General features: G+C 54.9%; 30 protein-coding genes. 10 read left to right on the top strand and 20 right to left on the bottom strand.

Features of this window, described 5'->3' with window-relative positions; genetic code table 11:
* Window positions 1-17: 17 nt before the first annotated feature.
* Complete coding sequence (locus K3729_02435; protein ID UWQ99674.1) at window positions 18-1160, top strand: diguanylate cyclase; 1143 nt, start codon at window positions 18-20, stop codon at window positions 1158-1160.
* Window positions 1161-1162: 2 nt separating this feature from the next.
* On the opposite strand, the gene K3729_02430 is transcribed toward K3729_02435, so the two are convergent.
* From K3729_02430 to greA, 9 genes are read right to left on the bottom strand one after another with little or no spacing between them, the layout of a single operon-like run.
* Complete coding sequence (locus tag K3729_02430; protein UWR00912.1) at window positions 1163-2089, bottom strand: alpha/beta hydrolase; 927 nt, start codon at window positions 2087-2089, stop codon at window positions 1163-1165.
* Between the two features lie 60 nt (window positions 2090-2149).
* Entirely contained in the window at window positions 2150-3067 is a 918-nt protein-coding gene (locus tag K3729_02425) for an ornithine cyclodeaminase (protein UWQ99673.1), read from the bottom strand.
* A complete protein-coding gene (locus tag K3729_02420; GenBank protein UWQ99672.1) occupies window positions 3064-3687 on the bottom strand; it encodes an HAD family phosphatase in 624 nt (207 codons plus the stop codon). The genes K3729_02425 and K3729_02420 overlap by 4 nt, the downstream gene beginning before the upstream one ends.
* 54 nt (window positions 3688-3741) lie before the next feature.
* On the bottom strand, window positions 3742-4695 hold the full coding sequence (locus K3729_02415; GenBank protein UWQ99671.1) for a DMT family transporter: 954 nt from the start codon (window positions 4693-4695) through the stop codon (window positions 3742-3744).
* The gene (locus tag K3729_02410) at window positions 4692-5138 is read right to left on the bottom strand and encodes a YaiI/YqxD family protein (protein ID UWQ99670.1); all 447 of its coding nucleotides are present in this window, start codon (window positions 5136-5138) and stop codon (window positions 4692-4694) included. The genes K3729_02415 and K3729_02410 overlap by 4 nt, the downstream gene beginning before the upstream one ends.
* Window positions 5135-5962, bottom strand: coding sequence for an S-formylglutathione hydrolase (gene fghA, locus K3729_02405; GenBank protein UWQ99669.1), 828 nt, complete (start codon window positions 5960-5962; stop codon window positions 5135-5137). Before fghA ends, K3729_02410 begins: the two co-directional genes overlap by 4 nt.
* Before the next feature lie 38 nt (window positions 5963-6000).
* Entirely contained in the window at window positions 6001-6930 is a 930-nt protein-coding gene (locus K3729_02400) for an AEC family transporter (GenBank protein UWQ99668.1), read from the bottom strand.
* A complete protein-coding gene (locus tag K3729_02395; GenBank protein UWR00911.1) occupies window positions 6927-7889 on the bottom strand; it encodes a hypothetical protein in 963 nt (320 codons plus the stop codon). The genes K3729_02400 and K3729_02395 overlap by 4 nt, the downstream gene beginning before the upstream one ends.
* Before the next feature lie 44 nt (window positions 7890-7933).
* Entirely contained in the window at window positions 7934-8404 is a 471-nt protein-coding gene (gene greA / locus K3729_02390) for a transcription elongation factor GreA (GenBank protein UWQ99667.1), read from the bottom strand.
* A 183-nt stretch (window positions 8405-8587) separates the two neighbouring features.
* Here greA and K3729_02385 point away from each other — a divergent pair, with 183 nt between their 5' ends.
* From K3729_02385 to K3729_02370, 4 genes are all read left to right on the top strand, one after another.
* A complete protein-coding gene (locus K3729_02385; GenBank protein ID UWQ99666.1) occupies window positions 8588-8968 on the top strand; it encodes a hypothetical protein in 381 nt (126 codons plus the stop codon).
* A gap of 179 nt (window positions 8969-9147) precedes the next feature.
* Window positions 9148-10794 carry an electron transfer flavoprotein-ubiquinone oxidoreductase gene (locus K3729_02380; GenBank protein ID UWQ99665.1) on the top strand — a complete coding sequence of 549 codons (1647 nt, stop codon included), beginning with the start codon at window positions 9148-9150 and terminating at the stop codon, window positions 10792-10794.
* A gap of 200 nt (window positions 10795-10994) precedes the next feature.
* Window positions 10995-12650, top strand: a complete 1656-nt coding sequence (locus K3729_02375; protein ID UWR00910.1) for a tetratricopeptide repeat protein — start codon at window positions 10995-10997, stop codon at window positions 12648-12650.
* Entirely contained in the window at window positions 12640-13503 is an 864-nt protein-coding gene (locus K3729_02370) for a 4-(cytidine 5'-diphospho)-2-C-methyl-D-erythritol kinase (protein ID UWQ99664.1), read from the top strand. Before K3729_02375 ends, K3729_02370 begins: the two co-directional genes overlap by 11 nt.
* A 5-nt stretch (window positions 13504-13508) precedes the next feature.
* Here K3729_02370 and K3729_02365 read toward each other — a convergent pair whose 3' ends face one another.
* On the bottom strand, window positions 13509-14507 hold the full coding sequence (locus tag K3729_02365) for a polyprenyl synthetase family protein (GenBank protein ID UWQ99663.1): 999 nt from the start codon (window positions 14505-14507) through the stop codon (window positions 13509-13511).
* Between the two features lie 54 nt (window positions 14508-14561).
* Here K3729_02365 and K3729_02360 point away from each other — a divergent pair, with 54 nt between their 5' ends.
* From K3729_02360 to K3729_02350, 3 genes are all read left to right on the top strand, one after another.
* Window positions 14562-14777, top strand: a complete 216-nt coding sequence (locus K3729_02360; GenBank protein UWQ99662.1) for a DUF2007 domain-containing protein — start codon at window positions 14562-14564, stop codon at window positions 14775-14777.
* Window positions 14774-15535 carry a methyltransferase domain-containing protein gene (locus K3729_02355; protein UWQ99661.1) on the top strand — a complete coding sequence of 254 codons (762 nt, stop codon included), beginning with the start codon at window positions 14774-14776 and terminating at the stop codon, window positions 15533-15535. The genes K3729_02360 and K3729_02355 overlap by 4 nt, the downstream gene beginning before the upstream one ends.
* Before the next feature lie 120 nt (window positions 15536-15655).
* Complete coding sequence (locus K3729_02350) at window positions 15656-15823, top strand: YdcH family protein (GenBank protein ID UWQ99660.1); 168 nt, start codon at window positions 15656-15658, stop codon at window positions 15821-15823.
* 55 nt (window positions 15824-15878) lie between these two features.
* On the opposite strand, the gene gcvA is transcribed toward K3729_02350, so the two are convergent.
* Window positions 15879-16802: a transcriptional regulator GcvA gene (gene gcvA / locus K3729_02345; GenBank protein ID UWQ99659.1), complete on the bottom strand. Its 924-nt coding sequence runs from the start codon at window positions 16800-16802 to the stop codon at window positions 15879-15881.
* 113 nt (window positions 16803-16915) lie between these two features.
* Here gcvA and K3729_02340 point away from each other — a divergent pair, with 113 nt between their 5' ends.
* Entirely contained in the window at window positions 16916-17062 is a 147-nt protein-coding gene (locus K3729_02340; protein UWQ99658.1) for a hypothetical protein, read from the top strand.
* 129 nt (window positions 17063-17191) lie between these two features.
* On the opposite strand, the gene phbB is transcribed toward K3729_02340, so the two are convergent.
* From phbB to K3729_02325, 3 genes are all read right to left on the bottom strand, one after another.
* Window positions 17192-17914, bottom strand: a complete 723-nt coding sequence (phbB, locus tag K3729_02335; protein UWQ99657.1) for an acetoacetyl-CoA reductase — start codon at window positions 17912-17914, stop codon at window positions 17192-17194.
* Between the two features lie 111 nt (window positions 17915-18025).
* Window positions 18026-19201 (bottom strand): acetyl-CoA C-acetyltransferase, encoded by a 1176-nt coding sequence (locus K3729_02330; protein ID UWQ99656.1) that lies wholly within the window; start codon window positions 19199-19201, stop codon window positions 18026-18028.
* A 162-nt stretch (window positions 19202-19363) separates the two neighbouring features.
* On the bottom strand, window positions 19364-20161 hold the full coding sequence (locus tag K3729_02325) for an EAL domain-containing protein (protein ID UWQ99655.1): 798 nt from the start codon (window positions 20159-20161) through the stop codon (window positions 19364-19366).
* Window positions 20162-20235: 74 nt separating this feature from the next.
* Between K3729_02325 and K3729_02320 the strand changes: the two genes are divergently transcribed.
* Window positions 20236-20790, top strand: a complete 555-nt coding sequence (locus tag K3729_02320; protein ID UWQ99654.1) for a DNA-3-methyladenine glycosylase I — start codon at window positions 20236-20238, stop codon at window positions 20788-20790.
* Here K3729_02320 and K3729_02315 read toward each other — a convergent pair.
* From K3729_02315 to K3729_02290, 6 genes are all read right to left on the bottom strand, one after another.
* Window positions 20787-21230 (bottom strand): molybdenum cofactor biosynthesis protein MoaE, encoded by a 444-nt coding sequence (locus K3729_02315; GenBank protein ID UWQ99653.1) that lies wholly within the window; start codon window positions 21228-21230, stop codon window positions 20787-20789. The two genes, K3729_02320 and K3729_02315, sit on opposite strands and share 4 nt — an antisense overlap.
* A 1-nt stretch (window position 21231) precedes the next feature.
* On the bottom strand, window positions 21232-21477 hold the full coding sequence (gene moaD, locus K3729_02310) for a molybdopterin converting factor subunit 1 (protein UWQ99652.1): 246 nt from the start codon (window positions 21475-21477) through the stop codon (window positions 21232-21234).
* Window positions 21477-22142, bottom strand: a complete 666-nt coding sequence (gene pgsA / locus K3729_02305; GenBank protein UWQ99651.1) for a CDP-diacylglycerol--glycerol-3-phosphate 3-phosphatidyltransferase — start codon at window positions 22140-22142, stop codon at window positions 21477-21479. Before pgsA ends, moaD begins: the two co-directional genes overlap by 1 nt.
* Before the next feature lie 92 nt (window positions 22143-22234).
* A complete protein-coding gene (uvrC, locus tag K3729_02300) occupies window positions 22235-24127 on the bottom strand; it encodes an excinuclease ABC subunit UvrC (GenBank protein UWQ99650.1) in 1893 nt (630 codons plus the stop codon).
* 310 nt (window positions 24128-24437) lie between these two features.
* Window positions 24438-25214: an SDR family oxidoreductase gene (locus K3729_02295; GenBank protein UWQ99649.1), complete on the bottom strand. Its 777-nt coding sequence runs from the start codon at window positions 25212-25214 to the stop codon at window positions 24438-24440.
* The gene (locus K3729_02290; GenBank protein UWQ99648.1) at window positions 25214-26173 is read right to left on the bottom strand and encodes a calcium/sodium antiporter; all 960 of its coding nucleotides are present in this window, start codon (window positions 26171-26173) and stop codon (window positions 25214-25216) included. Before K3729_02290 ends, K3729_02295 begins: the two co-directional genes overlap by 1 nt.
* Window positions 26174-26266 lie beyond the last annotated feature (93 nt).

The following is a 26266-nucleotide window of genomic DNA, read 5'->3' as shown; positions in this document are numbered from 1 at the left end:
CACAAGCCGAGGCCCCCATGACTTCATTGCTCAAGACTGCCGTTATCCTTATCGACCCCATGCTGCTCGCGATTGCCGTGATTTATATCTACGGCTTCATTGTTCGGCTGACCTCTAAGACTTGGGTCCATCAGGCAACGATGGGGTTCACCTTTGGGATTGGCGCTGTGCTTGCCATGTTTACCCCGATCGTTTTCTCGGACGGTATCATCATAGATATGCGCAGCCTTCTTGTCGGCCTGTCCGGCGCTTTTTTCGGCATTCCCGGGGCAGTTATTGCGGGTGCCATGGGACTTGCCACCCGTTTTTATCTTGGGGGCACCGGTGCAGCCTCTGGCATGCTAGGCATCGCAATCGCCGCGATTGCGGGACCGATATGGGCGTATAAAATTCGAGACAAGATGTCGAAATCGGCGCTGAGCTATGTCGTGCTTGGCCTTGTGATTTCAAGCCACCTATTCGCCGTGGCTGTGCTACCGACCGAAATGATGTGGAAACTAATCTACGAAATTGTTCCGGTCTTGCTGGCATTCAATCTGGTTGGCGCAGTTCTGATCGGGGCATTGATGAGCAGAGAAGAAGGACTTGCCGCAGAGAATATCGCCCTTCTTAACGCCGCGACGACGGACCCACTGACCCGACTTCACAATCGCCGTAGTGCTGTCGCCGCCTACGATGCAATGCCCCCACCAATCGAAAGCGACCACGGCACCGCGATGCTGTGTTTCGATGTCGATAATTTCAAAGCGGTGAACGACACATTCGGTCATGTTCTAGGGGACAAGGTTCTTGCTGAAATCTCGACGCGAATCGGGAAGATACTACGGCCATCCGATGTCTTTTCGCGCTTGGGCGGCGATGAATTCCTGATAATCCTGCCATCTGTGACCGAAGAAGAAACCTGCCGCATCGCGGAGCGGTGTCGCCAAATCATTGCGCAAACAGCAATTGTAGACAGCGGGGGCGCGATGTCCGTCACCATCAGTATCGGTGCAGAATGGTTGTCCGATCGACCGGATTTCCTGACATTTGTCGCCCGCGCTGACGAGGCGCTGTATCAAGCGAAAAAACTGGGTCGCAACTGCGTCGCCTTTGCGTGGGAAAATACTGCAAACGTCGCCCAGGCCCTTGTAGGCAAATCCCAAGAACGGATCGCGTAATGTCAGCGTTGTTCGCGGAGCATCGTTCGCAAGAACACCGAAAGCTCTTCGCCGTGGCTATACGGCACGGCATGACCTGCGCCTGGCACGACTTCTTGGTGGGCAGTACGGTTCCATTGGGCAAACGTTCCAACCGCGGACAAGGGGATAATAGCATCCTGTTCACCCCAGATTGCAATCACCGGAATACCGTCGCGACTGATCGCGCGGTGTTCTTTTTCTTGCGTCACTTCTAGAATATTGCGGCGGCTTGAAAGAACGGCAGGCAAAAACCCTTGCCGTTTGAGTTCGGAAAGCTGCGATGCCAACACCGCCGGTGCAGCTTGCCCTGCCGGATCAGCCAAAAGCGCGCGACGCATCCGTGCGCCTGCGAATAGCCCGTGCAACCAATCACCGATGATAGGTTTCGTGCGACAAAACGCGGAAAAATCGCTTTCGCGTGTTTCAACGCCGCAAGTCGCCAGTAAGATCAACCGCTTCATGCGGTGCGGCTGTTGCGCTGCAAATGCCGTCGCAATCGTGCCGCCCATCGAATACCCCACGAGCGTCAGGTCGTCGGCTAATCCTTCATGTTCCAACAGATCATTGAGTTGCTGCAAAAAGAAAGTTGCGTCTTGCTTGCCCTTCGGCGCTTCGGAAAAACCACGACCATACAGATCGTAAACAAGCACGCGGTAACCAGTATCGGCCAGTACCTGTGCGACATCCGTCCAAACCGTTGAAGGGGTCGATAGGCCGTGTATCAGGACGGCAACGGGGCCCCGGACCGGACCAATCCATTGGTAATGGGTGATTCCTTGGGACAGGTCTGCAAAGGCACCCGGTGCTTTTTGACGCCTTTTTGCCGTCATGGGTGTACGGCGCGATTCCAAAACCTTCGGTGCTGCGACGACCGCGAGCAAAACCAAGCCAACAATAAACCAGACCATCTGTCCGCCTTCCAATTCCAAACCAGCGATCATCAAAAGATGTTTCGCCGGATATACCGTTTAATTATGCCGTTGCGCCCAAACCGCTTGAATATAACTGCTTGTCATCAAATCAAGATGCGCACCGCCGCCGTTCTTAAACAGCGTAATTTCGTCATCACTATGACGCTCAAAGGCGTCGATGTCGTAGTAGTCGGCGTTAATATCGCTTGGCTGAATAACCCCACCTGCCAACGGAATTTTCAATTCGCCGATGTGGTCCATCGTGGTGCCTTTGTTATCAACAAAAATGCGCGATTTTTGCAGGGCCGCATCGTCGACTTCGCGCATATCGGGTCGATACGCGCCAATCAGGTCGATGTGCTGGCCGGGCTGCAGCCAATCGCCTTTGATCAATGGATCAGTCGACATGGTGGCCGAGGTGACAATGTCCGCGCGGCGTACTGCCGTTTCCAGATCATCAGCAATGGCAACGTCCGGAAAATCAGCGATGAAGTCTTCCGCCCCTGCTTTGCTCCGGTTCCATATGGTGAATGTCGCGTCTGGAAACGCAGCGCTATACGCCTGTTTCAGGGAACGGCCAACGGTACCAGCCCCGACGATCAGAATGTTCCGGCTGTCGGGTCGTGCCAATCGACGCGCCGCAAGAAGGCTGTCACCTGCCGTTTTCCATTTTGTCACAAGATGGAAATCAAGGATCGCGGACAGGGATCCATCTTCATCGGAATAGAGCGTGACACCGCCGTTCACCATTGGCTTGTCTACCGCGCGATTGCCCGGAAAGATCGTGGCGCATTTGACTGCAAGACCGAGACCCTTGATCCAAGCAGAGCGGTTCAACAGCGTGTTTTCGCCTTGGTAAAGGAACACATCTTCGACCTGCGCAGGCGGCAAATCATGGCCTGCCGCCAATGCGTCCGTTAGGTCGATCCAGTTCAGGATCGCATCCGCTTCTGGGAAGGGGATCATTTGCGTCATTGCGCGGCCTCAGCCGTCAATAACCCTTCAGACACCAGTCGGTCCGCCCAGCCATCTGCGCCAGTGAACACATGTGTCTGCCAGCCGCGTGCCCGTGCCGCTGTAATATTATCGATCCGGTCATCCGTGAACAAAAGCGTCTTTGGATCAAGCCCGCAGTCGTCTTCGACCTGTTGATAAATGTCCGCGTCGGGTTTGATCACGCCCATGTGGCCCGAAATATAGCTGCGGTCGAATTCGGTTAGGAACGGATAGACCGGCTTTGCGATGTCAAATGTCTGGATGCCAAAATTCGACAGCGCGAACACAGGAACATCAGCGGCGCGCAAGGCTCGCAACACCCGCACAGAACGGTCAATCGGAGGAGCCGCCATTTCGATCCAGCGGTCGTGCCACATCATGACCTCGTCGTGCCAATCGGGGTTGGCTTGGGCTGCTGCCACAATCGTATCGCGGAAATTTTCGCCCCGATCCACCTTATCGTTGATGCCGTGCAGATCAATCGCGGCGAACATCGCCCGCCGCCGTTCGGCACCGATCACGCTGTCAAAAAACCGCTCTGGTTGCCATTCGATTAGGACGTTTCCAATGTCGAAGATGACGGCGTTAATTGTAGGCATTTGGCATTCCTTTGAGTTAACCACACATTAGCCAGATCGCCGCGTTCGTCTAGCTTAACGACGTGTCCGCGGACGTTGCGCGGCCTTGCGATTGACCGCCTCGCGCCAGATCGTAATGATCCCTGCCCCAACGATGAACGTCATCCCGAGATAGGCCATAGGTTCGGGCCATTCATCAAAGATGAAGATGCCATATAAAACCGCGAGCGGCATGGCCACGTATTCGAACGGTGCCACGAATGCCGCCTCTGCGACGCGATACGCCTGACTGATCAGGAAACCGCCACCGGCGACGCCAATCCCGATGATGATGAAGTATTTGAGATCGGACAGGTTGGGCCACGTCCATTCCCGCAGCAAGAATTTCAGCGCCGGATCGGTTTGATCCCCGTATCTTCCGTCTCCGATCGCCAAGCCGATCAAAAGCGTGACGATGATGAACGTCACTTGGATGTAGACCGACAGGGTCGCCGCACTTTCGGTGGACCCCATCTGCCGTGTCATCGTGTTGAGACTTGCGTAACAAAGGGCCGCAACCAAGGGGTAGAACGACGCGTATTGGAACGACCCTGTGCCGGGTTTGATCATGATCAGGACGCCCACGAACCCGATCAGGATCGCCGCCCAGCGCCATGGGCCGACGCTTTCGCCCAAAAAGATGATTGAAAACAAAGTGATCAGGATCGGGCTAATGAAGAAGATCGCGGTCGCGTCCGCCAAGGGCATCGCGGCCAATCCCAGAAAGAACGTCATATTGGCCATGACCGTGAAGCCGCCGCGCAGAAAATGCTGCGGCAAGCGCTTTGTTTTGAAAATCGCAAAACCGCCGTTGAATGGCGCGATGACGCACATTGTCAAAACCAGAGCCAACAGCGACCGGATCAGCACAACCTGATGCAACGCGTAGTCGCCCGACAAGAATTTGATTGTCGTGTCGTTGGTCACAAAAAAGAAGACCGCGAAGAATGCGCAAACAGACCCAAGCTGCCCCGATGACAGCCGCATCATAATTTGGCCGCTGCCCGCACCATGCGTTCAAGCGCATCCAGAAAACGCGCCCGATCCGCTTTTGAAAACGGTTTGCCGCCGCCTTGCCGGAACGGATCAGCGGCGCGCATGTCGGCCATCAGGTCGCGGGTCGCAAGCACGTTGCCGATGTTCGCAGTCGTTAGCGGTTCACCATTATGTTTGAGCACCAGCGCACCGTTTTCCACGCATTTTGCCGCCAAGGGAATATCGCCAGTGATGACCACATCCCCTTTGGTCGCACGATCCGCGATCCACATATCGGCGACGTCTGGCCCATCAGGCACGACGACATTCTCGACAAACGGATTCGCTGAAGGCCGAATGCCGCCGTTCGACACCACAAACATCTTCAGTTTGTGACGCGTGCCGACACGTTCGACTTCGGCTTTGACCGGACATGCGTCCGCATCGACATAGATCATTTATATAATGCCTCTGCGTGGAAGATGATGTGGTCTTCCATAAAGGTGGACACGAAGTAGTAGGAATGGTCATAGCCTTTTTGCATTCGCAAATGGCCCTCTTGGCGTTTTTCAGCCATCGCGCCTGCCAAAGCTGCCGTTCCCAGCAAATCGCCAAATTGGTCATCGGTGCCTGTGTCGATTAGAACAGGGCCATCGAACCCTTCGCTTTGCATCAACAGGGTCGCGTCGTGCGGACCCCAGTTGGCTTCGTCCCCCCAATAGGCGCCGAATTGTTTGCGACCCCAATCGCTGTTGGTTGGATTACAGATTGGGGCAAAGGCCGACACAGACCGGAACCGACCCGGTAGAGCCATGGCAAGCGTCAGCGCACCGTGCCCACCCATTGAATGGCCCGTGATCGCCTGCGACCCCATATCCAACGGGAAATTTTCGCCAACCAGCGCAGGCAGTTCTTCTGCGATGTAAGTCCACATTTTGAAATGTTTGTCCCACGGGGCCTGCGTCGCGTCGATGTAGAAACCGGCACCCTGGCCCAGATCGTAGGCTTCATCATCTGGCACGCCCTCACCGCGCGGCGATGTGTCAGGGAATATCAGCGCAATACCGTGTTCCGCCGCCCAAGACTGCGCACCAGCCTTTTCCATCGCGTTGGCGTGGGTGCAGGTCAGGCCGGACAAATACCACAGGACTGGAACGGGACCGTCCGAAGCCTCTGCAGGCAAAAACAGACCAAAGGTCATGTCCGTACCCGTTGCCGTCGATTCGTGGGAATAGACGCCTTGCGTCCCGCCAAAACACTTGTTCTCAGAGATCGTTTTCATCGCGCAACCCTTTCGTTTTGCTAAGGGCTATCTGAGCGTTAAAGACTTGTCACCCATCCGATGACGAACGGGATCGTAAGAATGCTGAGCACCGTTGAGACAAGGATCGCGGCGGACACGCGCGCGGGGGCAACTGCGTAGTGCTGCGCGATGATATAGACGTTACCAGCAACGGGCAGTGCTGCCGTTGCGATCATCATGCCCGCCGCAATTGGATCAACATGGAACACGAACAAAGCTGCGATGCCAACGGCGACTGGATGCAGGACGAGTTTGCAAAATGTCAGCCAGCCCGCGACGCTCATCCGTTCGGCGGATTTACCAGCCAGAGACCCGCCGATGGCAAACAACGCACCCGGTGTTGCTGCGGCCCCAAGAAGCGTCAGAAAACTGATCGCGGGTTCTGGCAGACGTATTTCAAGGCGCGACATCACAAGTCCCAGCGCGATTGATACGACCATCGGGTTCTTCGCGACACCGACGGCCACGGTTTTCAGCGTGCCCAAACGTAACCGCCCGTCACGCGACCCTGTGATCAGGATCACGACCAATGATCCAAAGAACACCAGATCAACGGCTAAGATCATCATGATCGGGCCGATTGCGCCTTCGCCCAAAAGCAAAGCCAGCATCGGGATGCCCAAAAAGCCGACATTGCCGATAATCGCGCACTGCGCCTCAATCGCCGCTTCTGCGATTTTCAGGCCGCGGATGACCGACACCAGCGTCGCCAATGCGTATATTGCAAACGATCCGACGAAGTAGGCGGCGACGAAGTTCCAGTCGAGCACATCAGCGAGATCAAGCGATCCGGCGAAGAGCAAAAGCATCGCGGGCAGCGCGAAATAGAACACGAATTTGGTCAGGTGACCGATTGCATCTGAGCTGAAAAATCCTGTCCTTACAGCAGCGTACCCTAGGGCGATAAGCCCGAAGAACGGCAAAGTCTGTAAGAAAACGGCGATCAATCGAACGCCCCCGTCACACGGCCGAGCAGCATGAATGCGCGGGCGGTGCGGGTGTCGGACATTTCAACCAGTTCGGCGTCTGTCGCCACAACTTCGAATGACACGAGCATCTTGTCGAAGTGGCGCAGGAAATGGTGACAGGCGTCGCGGAAAATTGGATCTTCGCGCATCCGTGCCGTGGTCAACGCAAGCGACGTGCGATCCCGCACACCACCCAGCGCACCGATAGCACGGCCCCGTTCGCCTTGGGCAAACCGCCGCCACAGTTCGGGACGTGACCGATCAGGGGCCAGATCATCCATGTAGATCCCGTCTTGTGACAACAGCGTCAGCACGTCTTGGCTGGCTTGCACGAGTTGCCGCGCCGACCGATCCTTCAGCGCCTTGCGCAGGGCAGCAAAGCCAATAGCGTCGCCTTCGGTATCAGGGAAATTCAACGCGCGGATCAGATCAACGCGGGGCAGCGGCGGGGTGTTATCCTCTGGCTGGACCTCTAGACCCAATGCAGGCTGTTCCGGCTGGATCGTTTTCGCAGACGTGATTTCCAACTTGCTGCCGCTTTCACGTGAACTGGTGAATGTCGCCAATGGCACATCCGGCTTTTTTGTCGCTTGAGCGATCTGGTTCAGTTTGCGTTCGACGGACGCCTTTGACGTCAACGGATTGCCCTGCTTTTCGGTCATGACGTTTTCGCGCAGATCATCGATGGCGCTGTGCAACATTCGCGCCTCGTCCCACATAATTTTCGCAGACCGCGCAGCCACAGCCGCCACCCAGATCATCGCCACAGGCAGGAACAGCGCGATCAACGTCAGCACAAACCGCAGGCTGTCAAAGCCCGTTTCCGCAGGTTCGCTTGGCACAACCAAGAAAAAGATGCTCACGGCCAGCATCCATCCCACCGAAAGAATCAGCGCGATAACTTCTGCACGGCTCGGCGTGAATGCCGCTGTGGTCATTTGAGGGCGTTTCGCCATGTTCGTCTCACCAAACCCAAACGGGTCTATTTGTAAGCGATTTCAACAATTTCGTAGCTTTTGACACCGCCAGGCGTGCGCACTTCGGCGCTATCGCCGACTTCTTTACCGATCAAGGCACGCGCGATTGGCGACTTCATGTTCAACCGACCTTCTTCGATGTTGGCCTCATATTCGCCAACGATCTGATAGGTCTTTTCTTCGTCCGTATCTTCGTCTGCCATGGTGACAGTCGCGCCAAATTTGACGGCACCCTTCATCTTGGCCACATCAATGATGTCAGCCAATGAAATAACGCCTTCCAATTCCTTTACGCGCCCTTCGATAAAGGACTGCTTTTCCTTCGCCGAATGGTATTCTGCGTTCTCTGACAAATCGCCATGCTCGCGCGCCTCTGCAATCGCCCGAATAATCGTCGGACGTTCGACTGTCTTAAGGTGCTTCAGTTCCGCATCCAGCTTGTCAAAGCCAGCACGTGTGAGCGGGATTTTTTCCATAACAGCGACCCTTTTGGCCAAAATTCTACATCGGACGTTCATAGCCTATTTGGGGAGAGCAAAGTCAAGTACAAGCGTCATCCATCGGCGAAACATTCCTGCTTCACTGGTGGAATTCCTGACTTTCGAACCTGCATGTCCCGTATAAAGTTCGGCTTACATTTTGATAGCTTAGAGAGATTTATGAAATACATCGCCCTTGCCGCCAGCCTTTTTGCGTCCCCTGTGGTTGCCCAAGATTTCGTCGCCGCGACCTATGCCGCCCATATTAGCGCGGATGATCTGACAAATTCATCCGGTGCCCGTTTGGGTGATGCGGCATCCGTCATCCGGCAGGACCGTGCCAACTATCATCGTTTTGGCCTGGCCGATGGTGAAGACAGCAACGATCCCTTGTTCAGCAGCGCCGATGCCCGCGCGAATATTCCTACGATGATCCGTGCGGCCGGTGGTATCGCCCCTGAAGTGGCCGAATGGATCATGCGCGGCAACGTCACCGTCTACATCAATATCTTATCCGACGGCGATGATTTCACTGGTTTGCAGGTTCTCATGGCTGGTTAATCTGCCCACGTAGCGAGACATTGCGCGCCCCGTTCTGTGTACGGGGCGCTTTTTTGTGCGATATCGCCGCAGTCGGTCGTTTTACCGTCGCGTCTTGATTGCCCTGTTTTTGCGGATGCGTTAACTCGGTTCGCAACAATATTGCGGGGGTGCGCCCCCAAAGGACAAAAAGGTGCGACATGGCCGATACTGAACGCGAAGCAATGGAATATGACGTCGTTATCGTCGGGGCCGGTCCTGCGGGCCTGTCTGCGGCAATCCGGCTGAAGCAGCTAGATGCTGACATCAACGTCGTCGTGTTGGAGAAAGGGTCCGAAGTTGGGGCGCACATCCTGTCCGGCGCTGTTCTGGACACATCCGGTATCGACAAGCTGATCCCTGATTGGAAAGCCAAAGGCGCACCGATCAATGTCCCTGTGAAAGAAGACAATTTCTACATGCTGGGCGAAGCGGGCAAAATCCGCGTGCCAAACATGGCGATGCCGCCGCTGATGAATAACCACGGCAATTACATCGTCTCAATGGGCAACGTCTGCCGCTGGATGGCCGAACAAGCCGAAGAACTGGGCGTCGAGATTTTCCCAGGCATGGCCTGCTCCGAACTGGTGTTTGGCGAAAACGGTGAAGTCAAAGGCGTCGTCGCTGGCGAATTCGGGATCGAAGCAGACGGTTCCCACGGCCCGAACTACGAACCGGGCATGGAGTTGCACGGCAAATACGTATTCCTGTCCGAAGGCGTCCGCGGATCGTTGTCCAAGCAAGTGATCGCGAAATACAACCTTTCCGCCGAATCGGACGTACAGAAGTACGGCCTTGGCATGAAAGAAATCTGGGAAATCGATCCAGCCAAGCACAAAGAAGGCACCGTGACCCACACGATGGGCTGGCCTTTGGGCAGTGAAGCGGGTGGCGGGTCGTTCATCTACCACCTTGAGAATAACCAAGTGTACGTGGGTTTCGTAGTTCACCTGAACTACAAGAACCCGCATCTGTTCCCTTACATGGAATTCCAACGCTTCAAACATCACCCGATGATTGCTGACCTTTTGGAGGGCGGCAAACGCGTCGCATATGGCGCACGTGCCATTACCGAAGGCGGGTATCAGTCGATGCCAAAGACAGCATTCCCGGGTGGTATGCTGTTGGGTTGTTCTGCGGGCATGGTCAACGTGCCGCGCATCAAGGGGAACCATAACGCGATGCTGTCGGGTATCCACGCCGCTGAAGCCGCGTTTGCAGCCATCGGTGCGGGTCAATCCGGCGACACGCTGGACAGCTACGACACAGAGGTGCGCGAAGGCCCAATCGGGCAGGACCTGAAAAAGGTCCGCAACGTGAAACCACTGTGGTCCAAGCATGGTTTGCTTGCGTCATTGGCCGTGGGTGGATTCGATATGTGGACGAACACATTCGGTTTCTCGTTGCTTGGTACGCTGAAGCACGGCAAATCCGATGCGGAAGCCACTGAAAAAGCGCTGCGCCACAAGCCGATTGATTATCCAAAGCCGGACGGCAAACTGTCGTTTGATCGCCTGACGAACGTCGCATTCAGCTTTACCAATCACGAGGAAAGCCAGCCGGCGCACCTGAAACTGGAAGACGCCAGCATTCCCGTAGACACAAATCTGCGCGACTTTGCAGGTCCATCAGCGCGGTATTGCCCAGCGGGTGTTTACGAATTTGTCGGCGAAGGTGCGGAAACCAAGTTCCAGATCAATTTCCAGAACTGCGTTCATTGCAAAACCTGCGACATCAAGGATCCAAGCCAGAACATCACATGGACTACGCCGCAAGGTGGCGACGGGCCGAATTACCCGAACATGTAACAATCAACACGACACGATCAAAGGGCCTCGCAATTGCGGGGCCCTTTTCATATTCGCAACGATCCGCCCATTTTGGATCAATCATTTGCGTCGATCCGATTCGTCCCCTAGGCTTTGAGTTGGGCAGCAAAACAGGGGCGATAAGCTTGTTAAAACAAAAACTGCGCAGCACTTTGATTGCTGCACTCTTTACCAGCACTATGATCACGCCAGCCTTGGCCGAAGTTCCGAACGCTGGTGCGTATCTCGCAGCACGACAAGCCGCCCAATTTTCCGATTTTGAATACAGTGCCCGCTTTTATGCGCAGGCCCTTGTCGCTGATCCAAACAACGCTATTTTGCTGGAAAACGCTTTGACCGCCAATATGTCGCGCGGCAAGTTTCAGGATGCAATTGCCATTGCGGACGGGATGATCGCGTTAGGGATCAATCGTCAGCATTCCAACATCGTCAACGCTGTCCAATCCGTGCAATCAGGCAATTGGGCCGAATTATTCACAGCCCTTGAAATGAATCGCACCGTCGGTCCCGTGGTGGACGGCCTATCCCAAGGATGGGCGCATATGGCGCTGGGTGAGGTTGATGAAGCCCTACAAAGCTTTGATGAACTGGGCGAAACCACTGGATTGCAGTCATTTGGCGCGTATCACAAAGCGTTGGCGCTGGCCTCTGTCGGGAATTTCGACGCGGCTGTGCGCATCTTTGATCTGACAACAACCGACAGCGGGCTGCGCCACAACCGCCGCAGTGCGATGGCACACGCTCAAATTCTAAGCCAGCTTGACCGCCGCGATGATGCGCTTGCTGTAATTGATACAGTGTTTGGTGACAATCTGGACCCCGGATTGACCGATCTACGCAGCAGGATCGCTGATGGGTCCCCCACCCCATATGACGTCGTGACCAATCCGACCGAAGGCATGAGCGAAGTCTATCTGGCCGTCGCCGAAGCCCTGCGTGCCGATGTTCCCGAGAACTACACGCTTATCTACGCGCGTGCCGCCGAATTCCTGACACCTGACAACACCGAAGTGTTGCTGTTGGTGGCCGATCTGCTGGAAGATCTGAATCTATATAGTCTCGCGAACGAAACCTACACACGTGTATCGCGTGACGATCCGGCCTATGCTGTCGCCGAAATCGGACGTGCCGAAGCACTGCGCAAGAATGGCAATTATGAAGGTGCCATCGAAGTGCTGCGCGCGATGTCGCGTTCTTATCCGGACATGCCAAGTATCTATGTCAGCTTGGGCGATACCTTGCGCCAATCCGAACAGACGCAAGACGCGAACGATGCATATAGTATGGCGCTTGATCTGTTTGACGCCAATGATCCGGCACGGTGGTTCGTTTACTACACGCGTGCAATCACCCACCATCAGCTTGACCAATGGGAACAGGCAGAATCCGATTTCCGGTCTGCGCTGCAATTCCGCCCTGACCAGCCACAGGTCTTGAACTATCTTGGCTATTCGCTGGTTGAACGGGGTGAAAAATTGGACGAAGCGCTCGATATGATTGAACGTGCCGTTGCCGTTCAACCGCAAAACGGGGCGATTGTGGACAGTCTGGGTTGGGTTCTTTTCCAAACGGGCCAATACGAAGACGCCGTTGGCCATCTTGAAAATGCAGCCGCCCTCGAAGCTGTGGATCCGGTGATCAACGATCATTTGGGCGATGCCTATTGGGCCGTTGGTCGCGCCACCGAAGCACAGTTCCAATGGCACCGCGCCCTGTCGTTTTCGGATGACACGAGCGAAGATGCCGCGCGGATCAGACGGAAAATTGAAATTGGTCTTGATGCTGTTCTGATCGAAGAAGGCGCAGACCCTATTAGAGTAGCTGATGGCAATTAAGAAAACGGTCGCTCCGGCCAAGGTGAACCTGACACTTCATGTGACCGGGCAACGGGCTGACGGCTACCACCTACTTGATAGTCTTGTTGCCTTCACGGACGCAGGCGATCTGATCACGGCGACACCTGCGGATGGACTGACATTGACCGTCACCGGACCCTTTTCGGCAGGCGTACCCACTGACGGGACAAACCTGATCCTGCGGGCCGCTGAGACATTGCGGCGGATGCGCGGCGTGATCAAAGGCGCCGCGATCACGGTCGAAAAACACTTACCGAACGAGGCGGGTCTTGGCGGCGGGTCATCTGACGCGGCTGCGACGTTAAAATTGCTCGCGGATATGTGGGACGTCGAACCGCTGCCTATGTCTGCACCCGAAGTCGTTATGTTAGGCGCAGACGTGCCTGTCTGCCTCGCAGCACCTGCACCCATCCGTATGCAAGGCATTGGGCAGGACCTGACCCCTGCCCCGCATTTGCCAAACTTTGCGATGGTTCTGATCAACCCGAAGATTGCTGTACCGACCAAAGCAGTGTTTGACGGTTTGGCCAGCAAACTGAACCCGTCGATGGCAGATATTCCTGAGAAAATGGATTTTGACACGTTCACCGATTGGCTTGCCCGCCAACGCAATGACCTGCAGCCTGCCGCCATCAAGGCAGCGCCTGTCATTCAATCAGCCCTTGATCGCCTGAACAAGATTCCGCAGGTCGCATTTGCAGGCATGTCCGGATCGGGCGCTACGTGTTTTGGCATTACCAAAAACATGGCCGACGCACGGCACGCTGCACGTATTATCCAAGTCGCTGAAATGGGGTGGTGGGTGACACCCGCGCAGATCCTAAGCGCCTAAAGGGCTTATGTGATACGCGCCACGACGTAATCAGCCAGATCAATCAACATCTCGCGGATATCGGTATCCGGCAGCAGGGCCAAAGCGTTTTTTGCCTGCGCCACATAGTCCAGCGCTGTTTGACGCGTTGTTTCCATCGTGCCGTGTTTCGCCAGTAACGCAATCGCGTGTTCAAGATCACCGTCTTCTTGGCGGCCTTTGCCTATGGTTCGCGTCCAAAAGTCCCGTTCCACATCGTCAGCCGCTGCAATCGCGCGAATAACGGGAAGGGTCAATTTGCGTTCACGGAAATCATCGCCGACGTTTTTACCAGTCGCAGTTGTTCCGCCGTAGTCCAGCAGGTCATCAACAATCTGGAACGCGATGCCCAATGTGTCGCCGTAATCGAACAACGCCTTCACAGTCGCATCATCCTGATCTGCGATCACGCCGCCGACTTCCATCGCCGCAGAGAACAACGCAGCCGTTTTGCCGCGCACAACTTTGAAATAGATCTCTTCGGTGGTTGCCAGATCAGCCGCGGCAGTCAGCTGCAGAACCTCGCCTTCCGCAATCGTGGCAGAAGCATTGGCAAGGATATCAAGGACCCGCATTGATCCGGTTTCGACCATCAGTTGGAACGACCGTGCGAACAGGTAATCACCAACCAAAACAGACGATGTATTATCCCAGAGCAGGTTCGCAGTTGGACGCCCGCGCCGTTGGTTGCTTTCGTCGACAACGTCATCATGCAGCAACGTCGCGGTATGAATAAATTCGACCGTCGCAGCCAAATGCACATGAAACGGACCATCGTAGCCGCACATCCGCGCCGCCGCCAACGTCAGCATCGGGCGCAGACGTTTACCGCCTGCCTCTACCAAATGTGCTGTCACTTCGGGGATTCGCGGGGCATGTTCAGACGCCATCCGCGCACGGATCATATCGTTGACCGCAGTCAGATCATCCGACAGCGCCGCTGCCAAGCGTTCGTGTGGTTTGGTGGCGGCGATATCAAGGCTCATCACGGTATCCGGCGGTTTATGGACAAAGACACTTTCGCATCTTACGTCAGGACTATGAAAGAGCTTTTGCGCACCAACGACCCTACAGTCATCGCCCTCGCTACGGCCCTTCTGGATAGCGAGGATATAACCGCATTCCAGTTCGACGTAAACATGAGCGTCATGGAAGGTAGCATAGGCATAATGCCGCGCCGGTTGATGGTCGCAGATCGTGATTTGTTTATGGCACAGGCGATCATGCGCGACGCAGAGATCGATTTGGGCCAGTGACCGAAAACACGACAAATGACGCGTTTCTGGGGGGTAAGGTCCACGCCTTACAGCCAAAGAAGGGATTTCGGTCCGGTATTGATGCCGTCCTGATGGCGGCAAGCGTGCCTGCAAGAACGGGTGAAACGGTTCTGGAAATTGGCTGCGGGGTTGGGGTGGCATCACTATGTCTTGATGCACGCGTGACCGGATTGCGGATGACCGGCGTTGAACTACAACCCGAATATGCAGACCTTGCCGAACAGAACGCGGCGATGGCTGGTGCCGCGATGCAAGTTGTCTGCGCAGATTTACGAAATCTGCCTGCGGATTTACGTCAGCAGCAGTTCAATCATGTGATGATGAACCCCCCCTATTATGATCGGGCACAAGGACACGCATCGCAGGACGCTGGCCGTGATGTGGCACTGGCGGGGGATACGCCGCTGTCTGATTGGCTTGATATTGGTGTACGTCGCCTTGCACCGAAGGGTACACTAACCATCATCCAGCATATCGCCCGCCTACCAGAGGTATTGGCAGCCTTAACCGGAAGGTTAGGGTCGGTTATTCTGCGTCCAATCGCCGCCCATTCGCACGCTGCACCGGGCCTATTTTTGTTGCAGGCGATCCACAGCGGCCGCGCACCATTTCATATGTCCGCCCCGCTGATTATGCACGGCGACCTTATAAAAAAGGGCGATGCTGAAAGCTACACACCACAAGTAAAGGCGATTTTGCGCGATGGCGCTTCTTTCCCCATTCGTGAACCCCGCTGATTAACGTTTCAGCAACCTTTTGGCCGCACGTTGCCTAGATCGCGTTTTGCTGCTCTGCGGCGTGACAGGTGGTCAAATCTGTGGTGCAGTAGTCGTGTTCACACATATTGGAGGATAATAATGAGCTTAAGTTCACACCTGCAGGAACTCAAAAAGAAGCACCAACACCTCTCGGACAATGTCGAGGTCATGCAGCGCAGCGCTGGGACCGACGACCTTGAGATCGCGCGTCTCAAGAAACAAAAACTCCACCTCAAAGAAGAGATTACGCGCCTAAGCGCCAGTTAATCTTGACGACTTCGGGTTGGCGCGGGTTGCGCCGACCCATCTTGGCAAACAGAAGTCAGGCGAATGTCCGTGTTTTTGTCAAAGCATCAATTGCCGCAACTTCTTCCCTGATCCATGACATGAGCCGTGCAACCTGCGGGCGATTCTCTGCTCCTTTTGCGCAGACAATCCGATAACTTGCGTGACCCGAAATCGCGAGATCAAGCGGCATGACCAGTCTGCCGTCGGTCAAATGTTTTTCCGATACCGAAATTCGCCCCAAAACAACGCCTGCCCCTGACAATGCTGCATTCACGGCATGGTCACTTTGGCTGAAATGCGTGCCTGCGGTCGTCGGCGGCTTTAGCCCGGCGGCCTGAAACCATGTGTCCCAATCAGCCGGTGGATGTAGAAACGTGATGTCGTCTTGATGCAGCAACGGCAAATCCAAGATATCGGACGCTGTTTTGATCTTGTCCGCCAACGCCGGCGCAACCATCGGGCACAACCATTCTTCGATAATTGGTTCGCTATAGAACCCTTCGTCATCATGCTGGCTGAACCGGATTGCGACATCGACCTCGTCCCGCGTGAAATCCATCATCTTGAGGCTGGCAGAAAAGCGTAGGTCGATATCTGGATTGTTTTGCACAAACTGAAACAGGCGCGGTGCCAACCACTTGGACGTAAAGCTGGGGCCAGCCGTTACAGTTAAGGTTCTGTTATCATGTAAGCGTTTGGTAGCAGACCACGCCTTCGTCAAAGTTTCAAAACCGTCTGCTGCACCGGGTGCCAAAATCTTTCCAGATTCGGTCAATTCGACAGCGCGATTCAGTCGCCGGAACAGTGCATGGCCAAGATGTTCTTCTAACGATTTGATTTGAAAAGATAAAGCAGCAGGAGTGACATTCAACTCGTCCGCTGCTTTCGCGAACGACATGTGGCGTGCCGCAGCGTCAAACGCACGGAAGGCTGTCAAAGGGGGTAAACGATCAGGCATTTCACATTAGTATATCTTAACTGAAGCTATGAAAAGACTCGTTTGTCAGTTTTATTGCTGGGCCCCATATTAAGGACAGATCAAATGAACTTGTTTCATCAGGAGTAAACGAAATGCACGCGATCACAACAAACGAAGCGACACGCAAAATCATCGAACGCGCCCACGCAGAGCGGAACGCAGCGATCCGCGCCTTCTTTGTCGCGATGTTCACACGTAAGCCAAACACTGCAACAGGCGTTGCACCACAGGCTGCCTAAGACATTACCAACGCGCTCCTCCCACGCGTTGCAATATGATCCACGATCTTCCTCCCAGTCGATCGGATCACAAAAAAGGGCCGGTCATTGCGACCGGCCCTTCTTGTATTTCAGGTAAGGACCGCGTCCTTACGACATGTACTGACCGCCGTTTGCGGAAATTGTGGACCCTGTGATGAAGCCCGCATCGTCGGATGCAAGGAACACAACAGCGCGTGCGATTTCAGCAGCTTCACCCAAGCGTCCCACTGGGATCGCGCCAACGATTGAATCCATGACTTTTTCTGGGATCGTGCTCATCATTTCGGTGTTGATGTAACCCGGAGCCACGACGTTCACGGTGATGCCAGCGCGTGCGCCTTCTTGTGCAAGCGCCTTTGTGAAGCCGATATCGCCCGCTTTCGCAGCCGCATAGTTCACCTGAGCGAACTGACCTTTTTGGCCGTTGATTGAAGAAATGGTAACAATACGGCCGAATTTGCGTTCGCGCATACCTGGCCAGATCGGGTGGGTCATGTTGAAGACGCCGGACAGGTTCGTGTCCATGACTTCTTTCCACTGGGTCGGTGACATTTTGTGGAACGGCGCGTCGCGGGTGATGCCTGCGTTGTTCACCAACACTTCGATTGGACCAACTTCGGCTTCAACCTTTGCGATACCTTCGGCACAAGCTTCATAAGACCCAACGTCCCATTTGTAAGTCTTGATGCCTGTTTCAGCTGTGAATGCTGCGGCTTTTTCGTCGTTACCAGCATAAGTCGCGGCAACGGTGTAACCTGCGTCTTTGAGTGCGGTAGAAATGGCAGCGCCAATACCGCGGGAACCGCCGGTAACAAGTGCAACACGGGACATAGGATTCTCCTCCAAGAGATTGATGTTGTAACCAAATTATACAGATATAAATTTTGGCGCAATATTATTACGCGACGGATGAGGGGTAACTTTACGCCACCCCTCGATTTTTTAGTCGCGCTCGACACACAGCGCGACGCCCATGCCGCCACCGATGCACAGCGTCGCAAGGCCTTTTTTGGCGTCGCGGCGCTGCATTTCGAACAACAGGGTGTTCAGTACGCGGCAACCTGACGCACCGATTGGGTGACCAATCGCAATCGCGCCGCCGTTGACGTTCACGATTGCCGGATCCCAGCCCATGTCTTTGTTCACAGCACAGGCCTGAGCCGCGAAAGCTTCGTTTGCTTCTACGAGATCAAGATCACCAACGGACCAACCGGCTTTTTCCAGCGCTTTGCGGGATGCCATAACCGGACCGACACCCATGATGGACGGATCGAGACCAGCAGTCGCATAAGAAGCGATGCGACCCAGCGGCGTGATCCCACGTTTGGCGGCGTCATCAACGGACATCAGCAATGTGGCCGCCGCGCCGTCGTTCAGACCGGACGCGTTTGCAGCAGTGACGGAGCCTTCTTTCGCAAAAGCAGGACGCATCTTTGCCATCGCTTCGAGGTTTGCACCGTGACGGATGTATTCGTCTTGGTCGACGATGATGTCGCCCTTGCGTGTTTTCACGGTGAAGGCGGCGATTTCGTCTGCGAATTTGCCAGCTTTCTGCGCAGCTTCGGCTTTGTTCTGTGACGCGACCGCAAATTCGTCCTGCATATCGCGGGAGATTTGCCATTGATCAGCAACGTTTTCAGCAGTTTGACCCATGTGGTAACCGTTGAACGCATCCCACAGACCGTCGCGGATCATTGTGTCGATGTATTTCAGATCGCCCATCTTGTGGCCAGCACGCAGGTGTGCGGCATGCGGTGACAGCGTCATGTTTTCTTGACCACCAGCGGCGACAATAGACGCGTCGCCCAACTGGATGTGCTGCGCACCAAGTGCGACGGCGCGCAAACCGGAACCACATACTTGGTTAATGCCCCAAGCAGATGCTTCTTTTGGCAGACCCGCATTGATGTGCGCCTGACGCGCAGGGTTCTGCCCTTGAGCGGCAGTCAGAACTTGACCGAGGATCGTTTCGGATACTTCAGCTTTGTCAATTCCAGCACGTTCAACGACGGCCTCAAGAATGGCAGCACCAAGATCATGGGCAGGAGTATTTGCAAAAGCGCCTCCAAAGCTGCCGACGGCAGTACGGGCAGCAGAAGCGATAACGACGTTGGTCATAGTGAGTCCTCTCAGATTTATTCTGTGATCAGACTGGAGCACAACGTGCATATAAGTACAGGCCCCAACCTGCGAATTGGGGCTTCTTTAAGGCTTAGTTTACGTTAGGGCAATAAGTTTCTGCGGCTGCATTGCTGCAATGCAGCATTTGCATGTCGTGTCTTAGATGTCGAATTTCGGGACTCCATAGTGGTATCCCTGCAAACAATCTGCGCCAAGCTGGGTCATAAATTCTGCTTCTTTTGCGGTCTCAACCCCATCTGCCACAACAAACATTTCGAATTGGTGGGCAACCATGATCAAGGCTTCGGTCAGGACCTGATTGTCAGGATCTTCGTGGATGCCGCGTACGAAGCTTTTGTCGATTTTGACCAGATCAAAAAAGAATTCTTTCAGGTGTCGGAACGCTGTCATGCCCGCACCGAAGCCGTCCAAGGCAAAAGCAACGCCTTTTGGCTGCATCTCAACCATGAAGCGAATCATGATTTCGTGCAGTTCCATCGCGGACGTTTCGGATATTTCAAAGATCAGCCGATCACCCACGTTCTGATCGGTGTCCAAACCGTCGCGCAGAATGTCGCGCCATTTGCCGTCCGCCAACGACCGCGCAGACACATTGATCGAAATACGCAAATCCGGTCGTTGGCGAAGCAGCGCAAAGGCATGCTGCAATGTCGTGCAATCCACTTCGCGTCCAAGATCATTTTCCCCAATGACCGACATGAAATGCGCGGCAGGGATGACCCGCCCAGCTTCGTCTAAGACCCGCACCAAACCTTCGTAGAACGCGATGCCGGGCTTTTGCCCCGCCAGCATGATCGGTTGATACGCCATCCGCGTTCGCCCGGCCGCCAGCGCATCACTGACAAGCGTCAGAACATCGCTATCCCTACTGGCCATAGCAGCCTGAAACGGATCAAGAGGACGGTCATCGTCAGAAGCATTAGAAGGTGCGAGCATGTTGGCATCTCATCAGGGATGCGTCATTCTGCCCAGAAATCAGCTAATATGCAGTTAAGACAGGACGCTCGACCATGGTAGAAAGATGTGGCTGGCCCGGCGAAGACCCGATTTATCAAGCCTACCACGATACCGAATGGGGCGTTCCGGAATACGACAGCCGCGCGTTGTGGGAAAAGCTGGTCTTGGACGGGTTTCAGGCTGGACTGTCATGGATCACGATTCTTAAGAAACGAGACAATTTCCGCGAAGCGTTCGCGGGATTCGATCCCAATACCATCGCTGAATGGGGTGACGACGATGTCGCGCGTTTGTTGGGCAATGCAGGTATCATCAGGCATCGGGGCAAGATCGCGGCCACGATCACGAACGCACAGGCGTGGCAAAGGATCGAAGCAGAACAAGGCTTTGATAGGTTCCTATGGGATTACGTCGGCGGCACGCCACTGATCAACAGCTTCGCGACCCAAGCGGATGTACCGACCCAAACACCGTTGTCCGTGCAAATTTCAAAGGACTTGAAGAAAGCGGGATTTAAATTCTGCGGCCCGACAATTGTCTACGCCTTCATGGAAGCCTGCGGTTTGGTGAACGATCACATCGTGACCTGCCACCGTCACGGGGCTTAGGACCAGCGATCCAGCGCCGCCTCGTCTTCGTCTTTGGCGGCGACCCAAGACGCGCCATCGCCTGTCGTTTCTTTTTTCCAGAACGGAGCACGGGATTTCAGGTAATCCATCAAGAAATCAGCGGCAGCAAAGGCGTCTGCACGGTGCTTTGACGCAGTAGCGACCATCATGATCGGGTCCGTCGCTTGCAAAACACCATAGCGATGAATGACAAGCACATCGGCCAAGGACCAACGGTTCTGCGCCTCTACTGCAATCGCCTCAATCGCTTTCGCTGTCATGCCGGGGTAATGTTCGACTTCCATTCCCTGAAGACCACCCGCAACATCGCGGACAAGACCCGTAAACGTCACAATCGCGCCGACCTCTGGCCGTGCGGTCGCAAAGGCGTTCAGTTCGGCGCCCGCGTCAAACACAGTGTCTTGGACCCGAACAATCACCTTAACCACCAGTCATCGGCGGAAAGAATGCGACCTCGCGGACACCGGCCAATGGCGCGTCAAAATCGGATAATTCTTGATCCAACGCCACGCGCAATGCGCTGACATCGGCAAAGGCTGCCGCATACCGTTCTTCACGAGCAACCAGTTCAGCCACCAGATCAGACACGGTCACGGCCTGCGTTTCGATCTTTTCTTTTGGCAACCCGATCCGTTCGCGGACCCAAGCAAAATACATGACATCCATTACTTGGCTCCTTTCAGGTAAGGCATCGCTTTGCGCAGGTAATCAAGCCCTGTGATGAACGTCAAAACCGCGGCGATCCACAGCAGGATGATCCCGCCATACCAGCTGAAATCCCATCCAAAGTTTTTCCAGCCAAGCCCAACAACGTCTTCAATCGTGCCATCCAGAATGCCATCAACCGTCGCCTGATCCATCCCGATCGTCTGTTCGATGATGAAGTGTTCAAACGCACCTTTCGCAAACAGAAATGCGATGGCGACCATTTGGGCAGTCGTTTTCCATTTGGCGAGGTTCGTCACCTTCAGTGTTCCAGCTGTATCGCCGAGAAATTCGCGCAAACCGGACACGAACACTTCGCGGAAAATGATGATCGTTGCTGGCAACAAAATCCAAGGGTTCATGCCGGAAAATCCGGTAATGACGACCAATGCGATCACCACCATCGCCTTGTCTGCGATCGGGTCCAGCATCGCACCGAATTTGCTTTCCTGCTTCCACGCACGGGCCAGATAACCGTCCACAAAGTCGGTCACGGCCGCCACGACAAACAGGATCAGCGCAAACCAATCCGCGTAAGGGCGTGAGAAATAAAGAAACATCAGCACCACACCGGGGGCTGCAAGAAGACGCAAAAGCGTCAGGATATTTGGGATGTTCCACTGCATGTCACTTACCTACCCAAACCACGGCAAAGTTGCCATACGCAACGCCACCTGTCTTTTGGCCGGAAATATCCCCGCCGGAGGCATCAAATCTTTTAGCCGTTCTCGTGGAAGAAATCATAGATGGTTTGCGCCATATTGCCGGACACGCCCTCGACCGCTTTCAAATCCGCAAGGTTCGCGCGCGCCACCGCCTTGGCCGACCCGAAATGCGCGAGCAATGCGCGTTTGCGTGCGGCCCCAACACCAGGCACATCATCCAACGGGTTCGCTGACATCGCTTTGGCGCGTTTCGCGCGGTGGGTTCCGATGGCGAAACGGTGGACCTCATCCCGCATCCGCTGGATGAAATACAGCACCGGATCATTGTGGCGCAGCGCCATCACGGGTTTGCCCGTCCGGTGGAACACCTCTTTACCGGCATCGCGTTCTTCGCCTTTAGCCACGCCGACCATCGCGATATCGCTGACGCCCATCTGATCCATGATTTCGCGGACCGACGACACCTGTCCGGCACCGCCGTCGATCAGCAGAAGATCGGGCCATGCTCCGCTTTTGCGTTCGGGGTCTTCTTTCAGCAAACGACCGAACCGTCGTGTCATGACTTCTTTCATCATGCCAAAGTCATCGCCCGGCGTCAGATCATCCCCGCGAATGTTGAACTTGCGATAATTGCTTTTCTCGAACCCTTCAGGTCCGGCCACCACCATCGCACCAACGGCATGGGCACCTTGGATATGCGAGTTATCGTAAACCTCGATCCGGTTGGGCGGCGCGTCGAGCGCGAACGCCTCGGCCAGCCCCTTGAGCAATTTGCTCTGCGTCGCCGTCTCTGCCATTTTGCGCGCCAGACTTTCGCGGGCATTGCGCAGTGCACTGGACACGAGTTCAGCCTTCTCGCCCCTTTGTGGCACGATGATTTCGACCTTTCGCCCCGCTTTATCCCCCAAGGCTTGCGCCATCAGGTCGTCGTTGTCCAAGCCATGCGACAACAGCAGAACCTTGGGCGGTTCGCGGTTTGCATAGAATTGACCGACAAAGGCTTCCATCACTTCTGCAAGATCCTCGTCACCGCTGATCCGAGGATAGTAGTCGTGATTCCCCCAGTTCTGGTTCGCGCGGATAAAGAACACCTGTACACAGGCCTGCCCGCCATCCACATGAAGCGCGATCACATCCGCCTCTTCGGTGTTTTGCGGATTGATGCCTTGCGCGGTCTGCACTTGCGTCAACGCCTTGATCCGGTCGCGCAACGCAGCGGCCCGTTCGAATTCCATTTCTTCAGAGGCTTTGTTCATCTGCGCGGCGAGCGCTTCTTGGATGCCCTTTGTACGGCCAGACAGAAACTTTTCCGCATCCGCCACAGTCTGTGCATAGTCGCCTTCGGAAATCAGACCGCAACACGGACCCGAACACCGTTTGATCTGATACTGCAAACAGGGTCGCGTGCGCGTTTCAAAGTCGCTGTCGGTGCAATTGCGGATCAGGAACACGCGTTGCAACTGGTTCAGCGTCCGATTCACCGCACCGGCACTGGCGAAGGGGCCGTAGTAGTTGCCCTCTTCCTTCTTCGCGCCACGGTGCTTCTTAAGCTGTGGGAAATCGTGGTTCTTGGACACGAGGATATTCGGGAACGATTTATCGTCACGCAACAGCACGTTGTACCGCGGCTTAAGCTGCTTGATCAGGTTCTGTTCAAGCAAAAGCGCTTCAGTCTCGGTGCGCGTCGTTAAGAACATCATCGACGCGGTTTCACGGATCATACGGGTGATCCGCGCCGAATGCTGGGCGGACGGGCGTGAATAATTACTGACACGGTTCCGCAGATTGCGCGCCTTACCCACGTAAAGCACCCGACTGTCCGCATCCAACATCCGGTAAACACCTGGAGAACTGTCGATCGTCTTGAGATAACCGTGGATACGGTCGTAGCCGGTCACGGGCTGCGCGATCTTGGCGTCGTTCTGATTATCGATCTCATCACTCATCGGTCACAGGTCCGTGATTCTGGGCTGCTCTGCATACAGCCGCGAAGGGAACAAGGGTAAAGGCATCCACGAGTCTTGTGGATAAGTCAGTGGGCAAAACGTTAACACACCGGATTTTTCGTTGTTTTTAGGGGTGTTCATGTATCTGCCTAATTTTTAGGCACATTCTTAATGCCTTGTTATTTATGAATATTTTATTTACCTATTGGCAAATTACTGATTTTATTCATAAAATATTTACATTGGTGAACGGAACAAACGCGTAGTGCACAACTTTGCGGGCCGAGTCTCAATTTTGGGGCCGTTTCAATTACTCAACTCCCGCTACGTCAGGTGTCTCCCACGCCAAATGCTGGCCACCATCGACGCTTAGCATCTGTCCGGTCACAGCTTTGGCATCCAGAAAGTAACCCAAAGCCGCTGTAATGTCATCGGGATTTGCGCCACGCTGCAGAACCGTCGCAGCCCGCTGTCGATCAAACTGCGCCTGCGATTGGTTCGCGCCCTGCAACGTTGGACCAGGTCCGATCCCGTTCACGCGCACCTTTGGCGCAAGCCCCTGTGCCGACGTTTGGGTCAACGCCCAAAGCCCCATTTTCGCGATTGTATATGACGCAAATTCAGGTGTCAGTTTGTGGATGCGTTGGTCCAACATATTGATGATCAGCGCCTGTGCGACAGGTTCGTCGCGCGCGTCGAGCTCTGGTTTCGGCGCTTGATCTGCAAATCCTTGGGTCAACACGAATGGCGCACGCAGGTTCGTTTCAACGTGGCGATCCCAACTGTCACGAGTCCCTGTTTTCAGATCATCATGTTCGAAGATAGACGCGTTGTTGATCAAAACAGACAGCGGGCCGATGGCATCGACAGCACGACCGATCAGGCCCTGTGTCGCGTTTTCATCCAGCAGATCCGCTTGGATGGCGACCGCGTTCCGGCCAAGGGCCTTAATCTCATCCACGACAGCGTTCGCGCCTTTGTCAGACGACGCGTAATGTACCGCTACGTCGTGCCCACGGCGCGCCAAATACAGCGCCATCGCGCGGCCCAGTCTGGCACCAGCGCCTGTGACTAGCGCCCCCGGCATCAGGCGAGAACAAACAGCAGATACGCCACATAGGCAGCCGACAACATCACGCCCCACGTGCGGTTGATATCCACTTTCATGAAAACAAACGGGATCAACAACAACGACGCGCCCAGCATGACCCACAAGTCAAACGACAGGAACTGCGGATCAACAGGGATCGTACCGACAAGTGACGCGACGCCCATGATTCCAAGCAAGTTGAACATGTTTGATCCGATAACGTTGCCCAAAGCCACGTCTGCCTGACGGCGCAATGCAGCCATCACAGTCGTAGCCAGTTCCGGCAATGACGTCCCAATCGCGATCAATGTCAGACCAATGACTGTTTCGGAAATACCGAATTGACGCGCGATGTTCACCGATCCATCGACAAGAAGGGATGCGCCAAGCGGCAGACCAACGAGGCCCAACACCAGAAAACCAACAATTTTGCCCCAACCAAGGTTCGGGTCAGCGCCTTCTAGTTCTTCTTCTTCATCCTCTTCAGCTGCGCTTTCGGAGGATTGTTTGCGGTGCTTGTTCGCTGACATTGCGGCGTACGTCAGCATCGCGGCTAGTGCTGCCAACAGGATGATACCAGATACCCAAGTCAAAGGACCCATCGCACAAAGCACGATGAACAAAACCGACGCCGCGATCATCTGAAGGTAGCTGTTGCGCGTGTCGCATTCGCTGGTGTGCATGACAGCCAAAAGCGCCGGAATACCAAGCACCAACAAAACGTTGGCCGTGTTTGATCCGACAACGTTGCCAAGCGCCAAACCCGGTACGCCGTCCCAAATCGCCTGAATAGAGATCAAAAGCTCTGGTGCAGAGGTACCGAAAGCAACAATTGTCAACGATACGATCAAGGCAGGGACGCCCAAACGTAGCGACATGTTGACCGCACCTTTGACAAGGCTATCACCCGCCAAGAGTAGGATAACTAGCCCTACGACGACATACACCCAATCCATTCCGTTCTACCTTTTCTTACAGGCACAACGGCCTTTACCAATTCTGTAACGCCCGCAGCTTTTACACTTTGCCGCTGCGAGTTGTTCCTGCCC

Source organism: Rhodobacteraceae bacterium S2214, from assembly GCA_025141675.1.
In the GTDB taxonomy this organism is placed as follows: Bacteria; Pseudomonadota; Alphaproteobacteria; order Rhodobacterales; family Rhodobacteraceae; genus Yoonia.
This window is presented reverse-complemented; position numbering and strand designations above follow the sequence as displayed.

Coding starts and splice junctions, on each gene's coding strand:
- K3729_02320 (UWQ99654.1), top strand. CDS start 20,236: ATGGTAGAAAGATGTGGCTGGCCCGGCGAAGACCCGATTTATCAAGCC.
- K3729_02370 (UWQ99664.1), top strand. CDS start 12,640: ATGGCAATTAAGAAAACGGTCGCTCCGGCCAAGGTGAACCTGACACTT.
- K3729_02385 (UWQ99666.1), top strand. CDS start 8,588: ATGAAATACATCGCCCTTGCCGCCAGCCTTTTTGCGTCCCCTGTGGTT.
- K3729_02435 (UWQ99674.1), top strand. CDS start 18: ATGACTTCATTGCTCAAGACTGCCGTTATCCTTATCGACCCCATGCTG.
- K3729_02325 (UWQ99655.1), bottom strand. CDS start 20,161: ATGCTCGCACCTTCTAATGCTTCTGACGATGACCGTCCTCTTGATCCG.
- K3729_02380 (UWQ99665.1), top strand. CDS start 9,148: ATGGCCGATACTGAACGCGAAGCAATGGAATATGACGTCGTTATCGTC.
- K3729_02290 (UWQ99648.1), bottom strand. CDS start 26,173: ATGGATTGGGTGTATGTCGTCGTAGGGCTAGTTATCCTACTCTTGGCG.
- K3729_02365 (UWQ99663.1), bottom strand. CDS start 14,507: ATGAGCCTTGATATCGCCGCCACCAAACCACACGAACGCTTGGCAGCG.
- K3729_02350 (UWQ99660.1), top strand. CDS start 15,656: ATGAGCTTAAGTTCACACCTGCAGGAACTCAAAAAGAAGCACCAACAC.
- K3729_02410 (UWQ99670.1), bottom strand. CDS start 5,138: ATGATCTATGTCGATGCGGACGCATGTCCGGTCAAAGCCGAAGTCGAA.
- fghA (UWQ99669.1), bottom strand. CDS start 5,962: ATGAAAACGATCTCTGAGAACAAGTGTTTTGGCGGGACGCAAGGCGTC.
- uvrC (UWQ99650.1), bottom strand. CDS start 24,127: ATGAGTGATGAGATCGATAATCAGAACGACGCCAAGATCGCGCAGCCC.
- greA (UWQ99667.1), bottom strand. CDS start 8,404: ATGGAAAAAATCCCGCTCACACGTGCTGGCTTTGACAAGCTGGATGCG.
- K3729_02425 (UWQ99673.1), bottom strand. CDS start 3,067: ATGACGCAAATGATCCCCTTCCCAGAAGCGGATGCGATCCTGAACTGG.
- pgsA (UWQ99651.1), bottom strand. CDS start 22,142: ATGCAGTGGAACATCCCAAATATCCTGACGCTTTTGCGTCTTCTTGCA.
- K3729_02330 (UWQ99656.1), bottom strand. CDS start 19,201: ATGACCAACGTCGTTATCGCTTCTGCTGCCCGTACTGCCGTCGGCAGC.
- moaD (UWQ99652.1), bottom strand. CDS start 21,477: ATGGATGTCATGTATTTTGCTTGGGTCCGCGAACGGATCGGGTTGCCA.
- phbB (UWQ99657.1), bottom strand. CDS start 17,914: ATGTCCCGTGTTGCACTTGTTACCGGCGGTTCCCGCGGTATTGGCGCT.
- K3729_02295 (UWQ99649.1), bottom strand. CDS start 25,214: ATGCCGGGGGCGCTAGTCACAGGCGCTGGTGCCAGACTGGGCCGCGCG.
- K3729_02430 (UWR00912.1), bottom strand. CDS start 2,089: ATGGTCTGGTTTATTGTTGGCTTGGTTTTGCTCGCGGTCGTCGCAGCA.
- K3729_02375 (UWR00910.1), top strand. CDS start 10,995: ATGATCACGCCAGCCTTGGCCGAAGTTCCGAACGCTGGTGCGTATCTC.
- K3729_02395 (UWR00911.1), bottom strand. CDS start 7,889: ATGACCACAGCGGCATTCACGCCGAGCCGTGCAGAAGTTATCGCGCTG.
- K3729_02360 (UWQ99662.1), top strand. CDS start 14,562: ATGAAAGAGCTTTTGCGCACCAACGACCCTACAGTCATCGCCCTCGCT.
- gcvA (UWQ99659.1), bottom strand. CDS start 16,802: ATGCCTGATCGTTTACCCCCTTTGACAGCCTTCCGTGCGTTTGACGCT.
- K3729_02420 (UWQ99672.1), bottom strand. CDS start 3,687: ATGCCTACAATTAACGCCGTCATCTTCGACATTGGAAACGTCCTAATC.
- K3729_02340 (UWQ99658.1), top strand. CDS start 16,916: ATGCACGCGATCACAACAAACGAAGCGACACGCAAAATCATCGAACGC.
- K3729_02415 (UWQ99671.1), bottom strand. CDS start 4,695: ATGATGCGGCTGTCATCGGGGCAGCTTGGGTCTGTTTGCGCATTCTTC.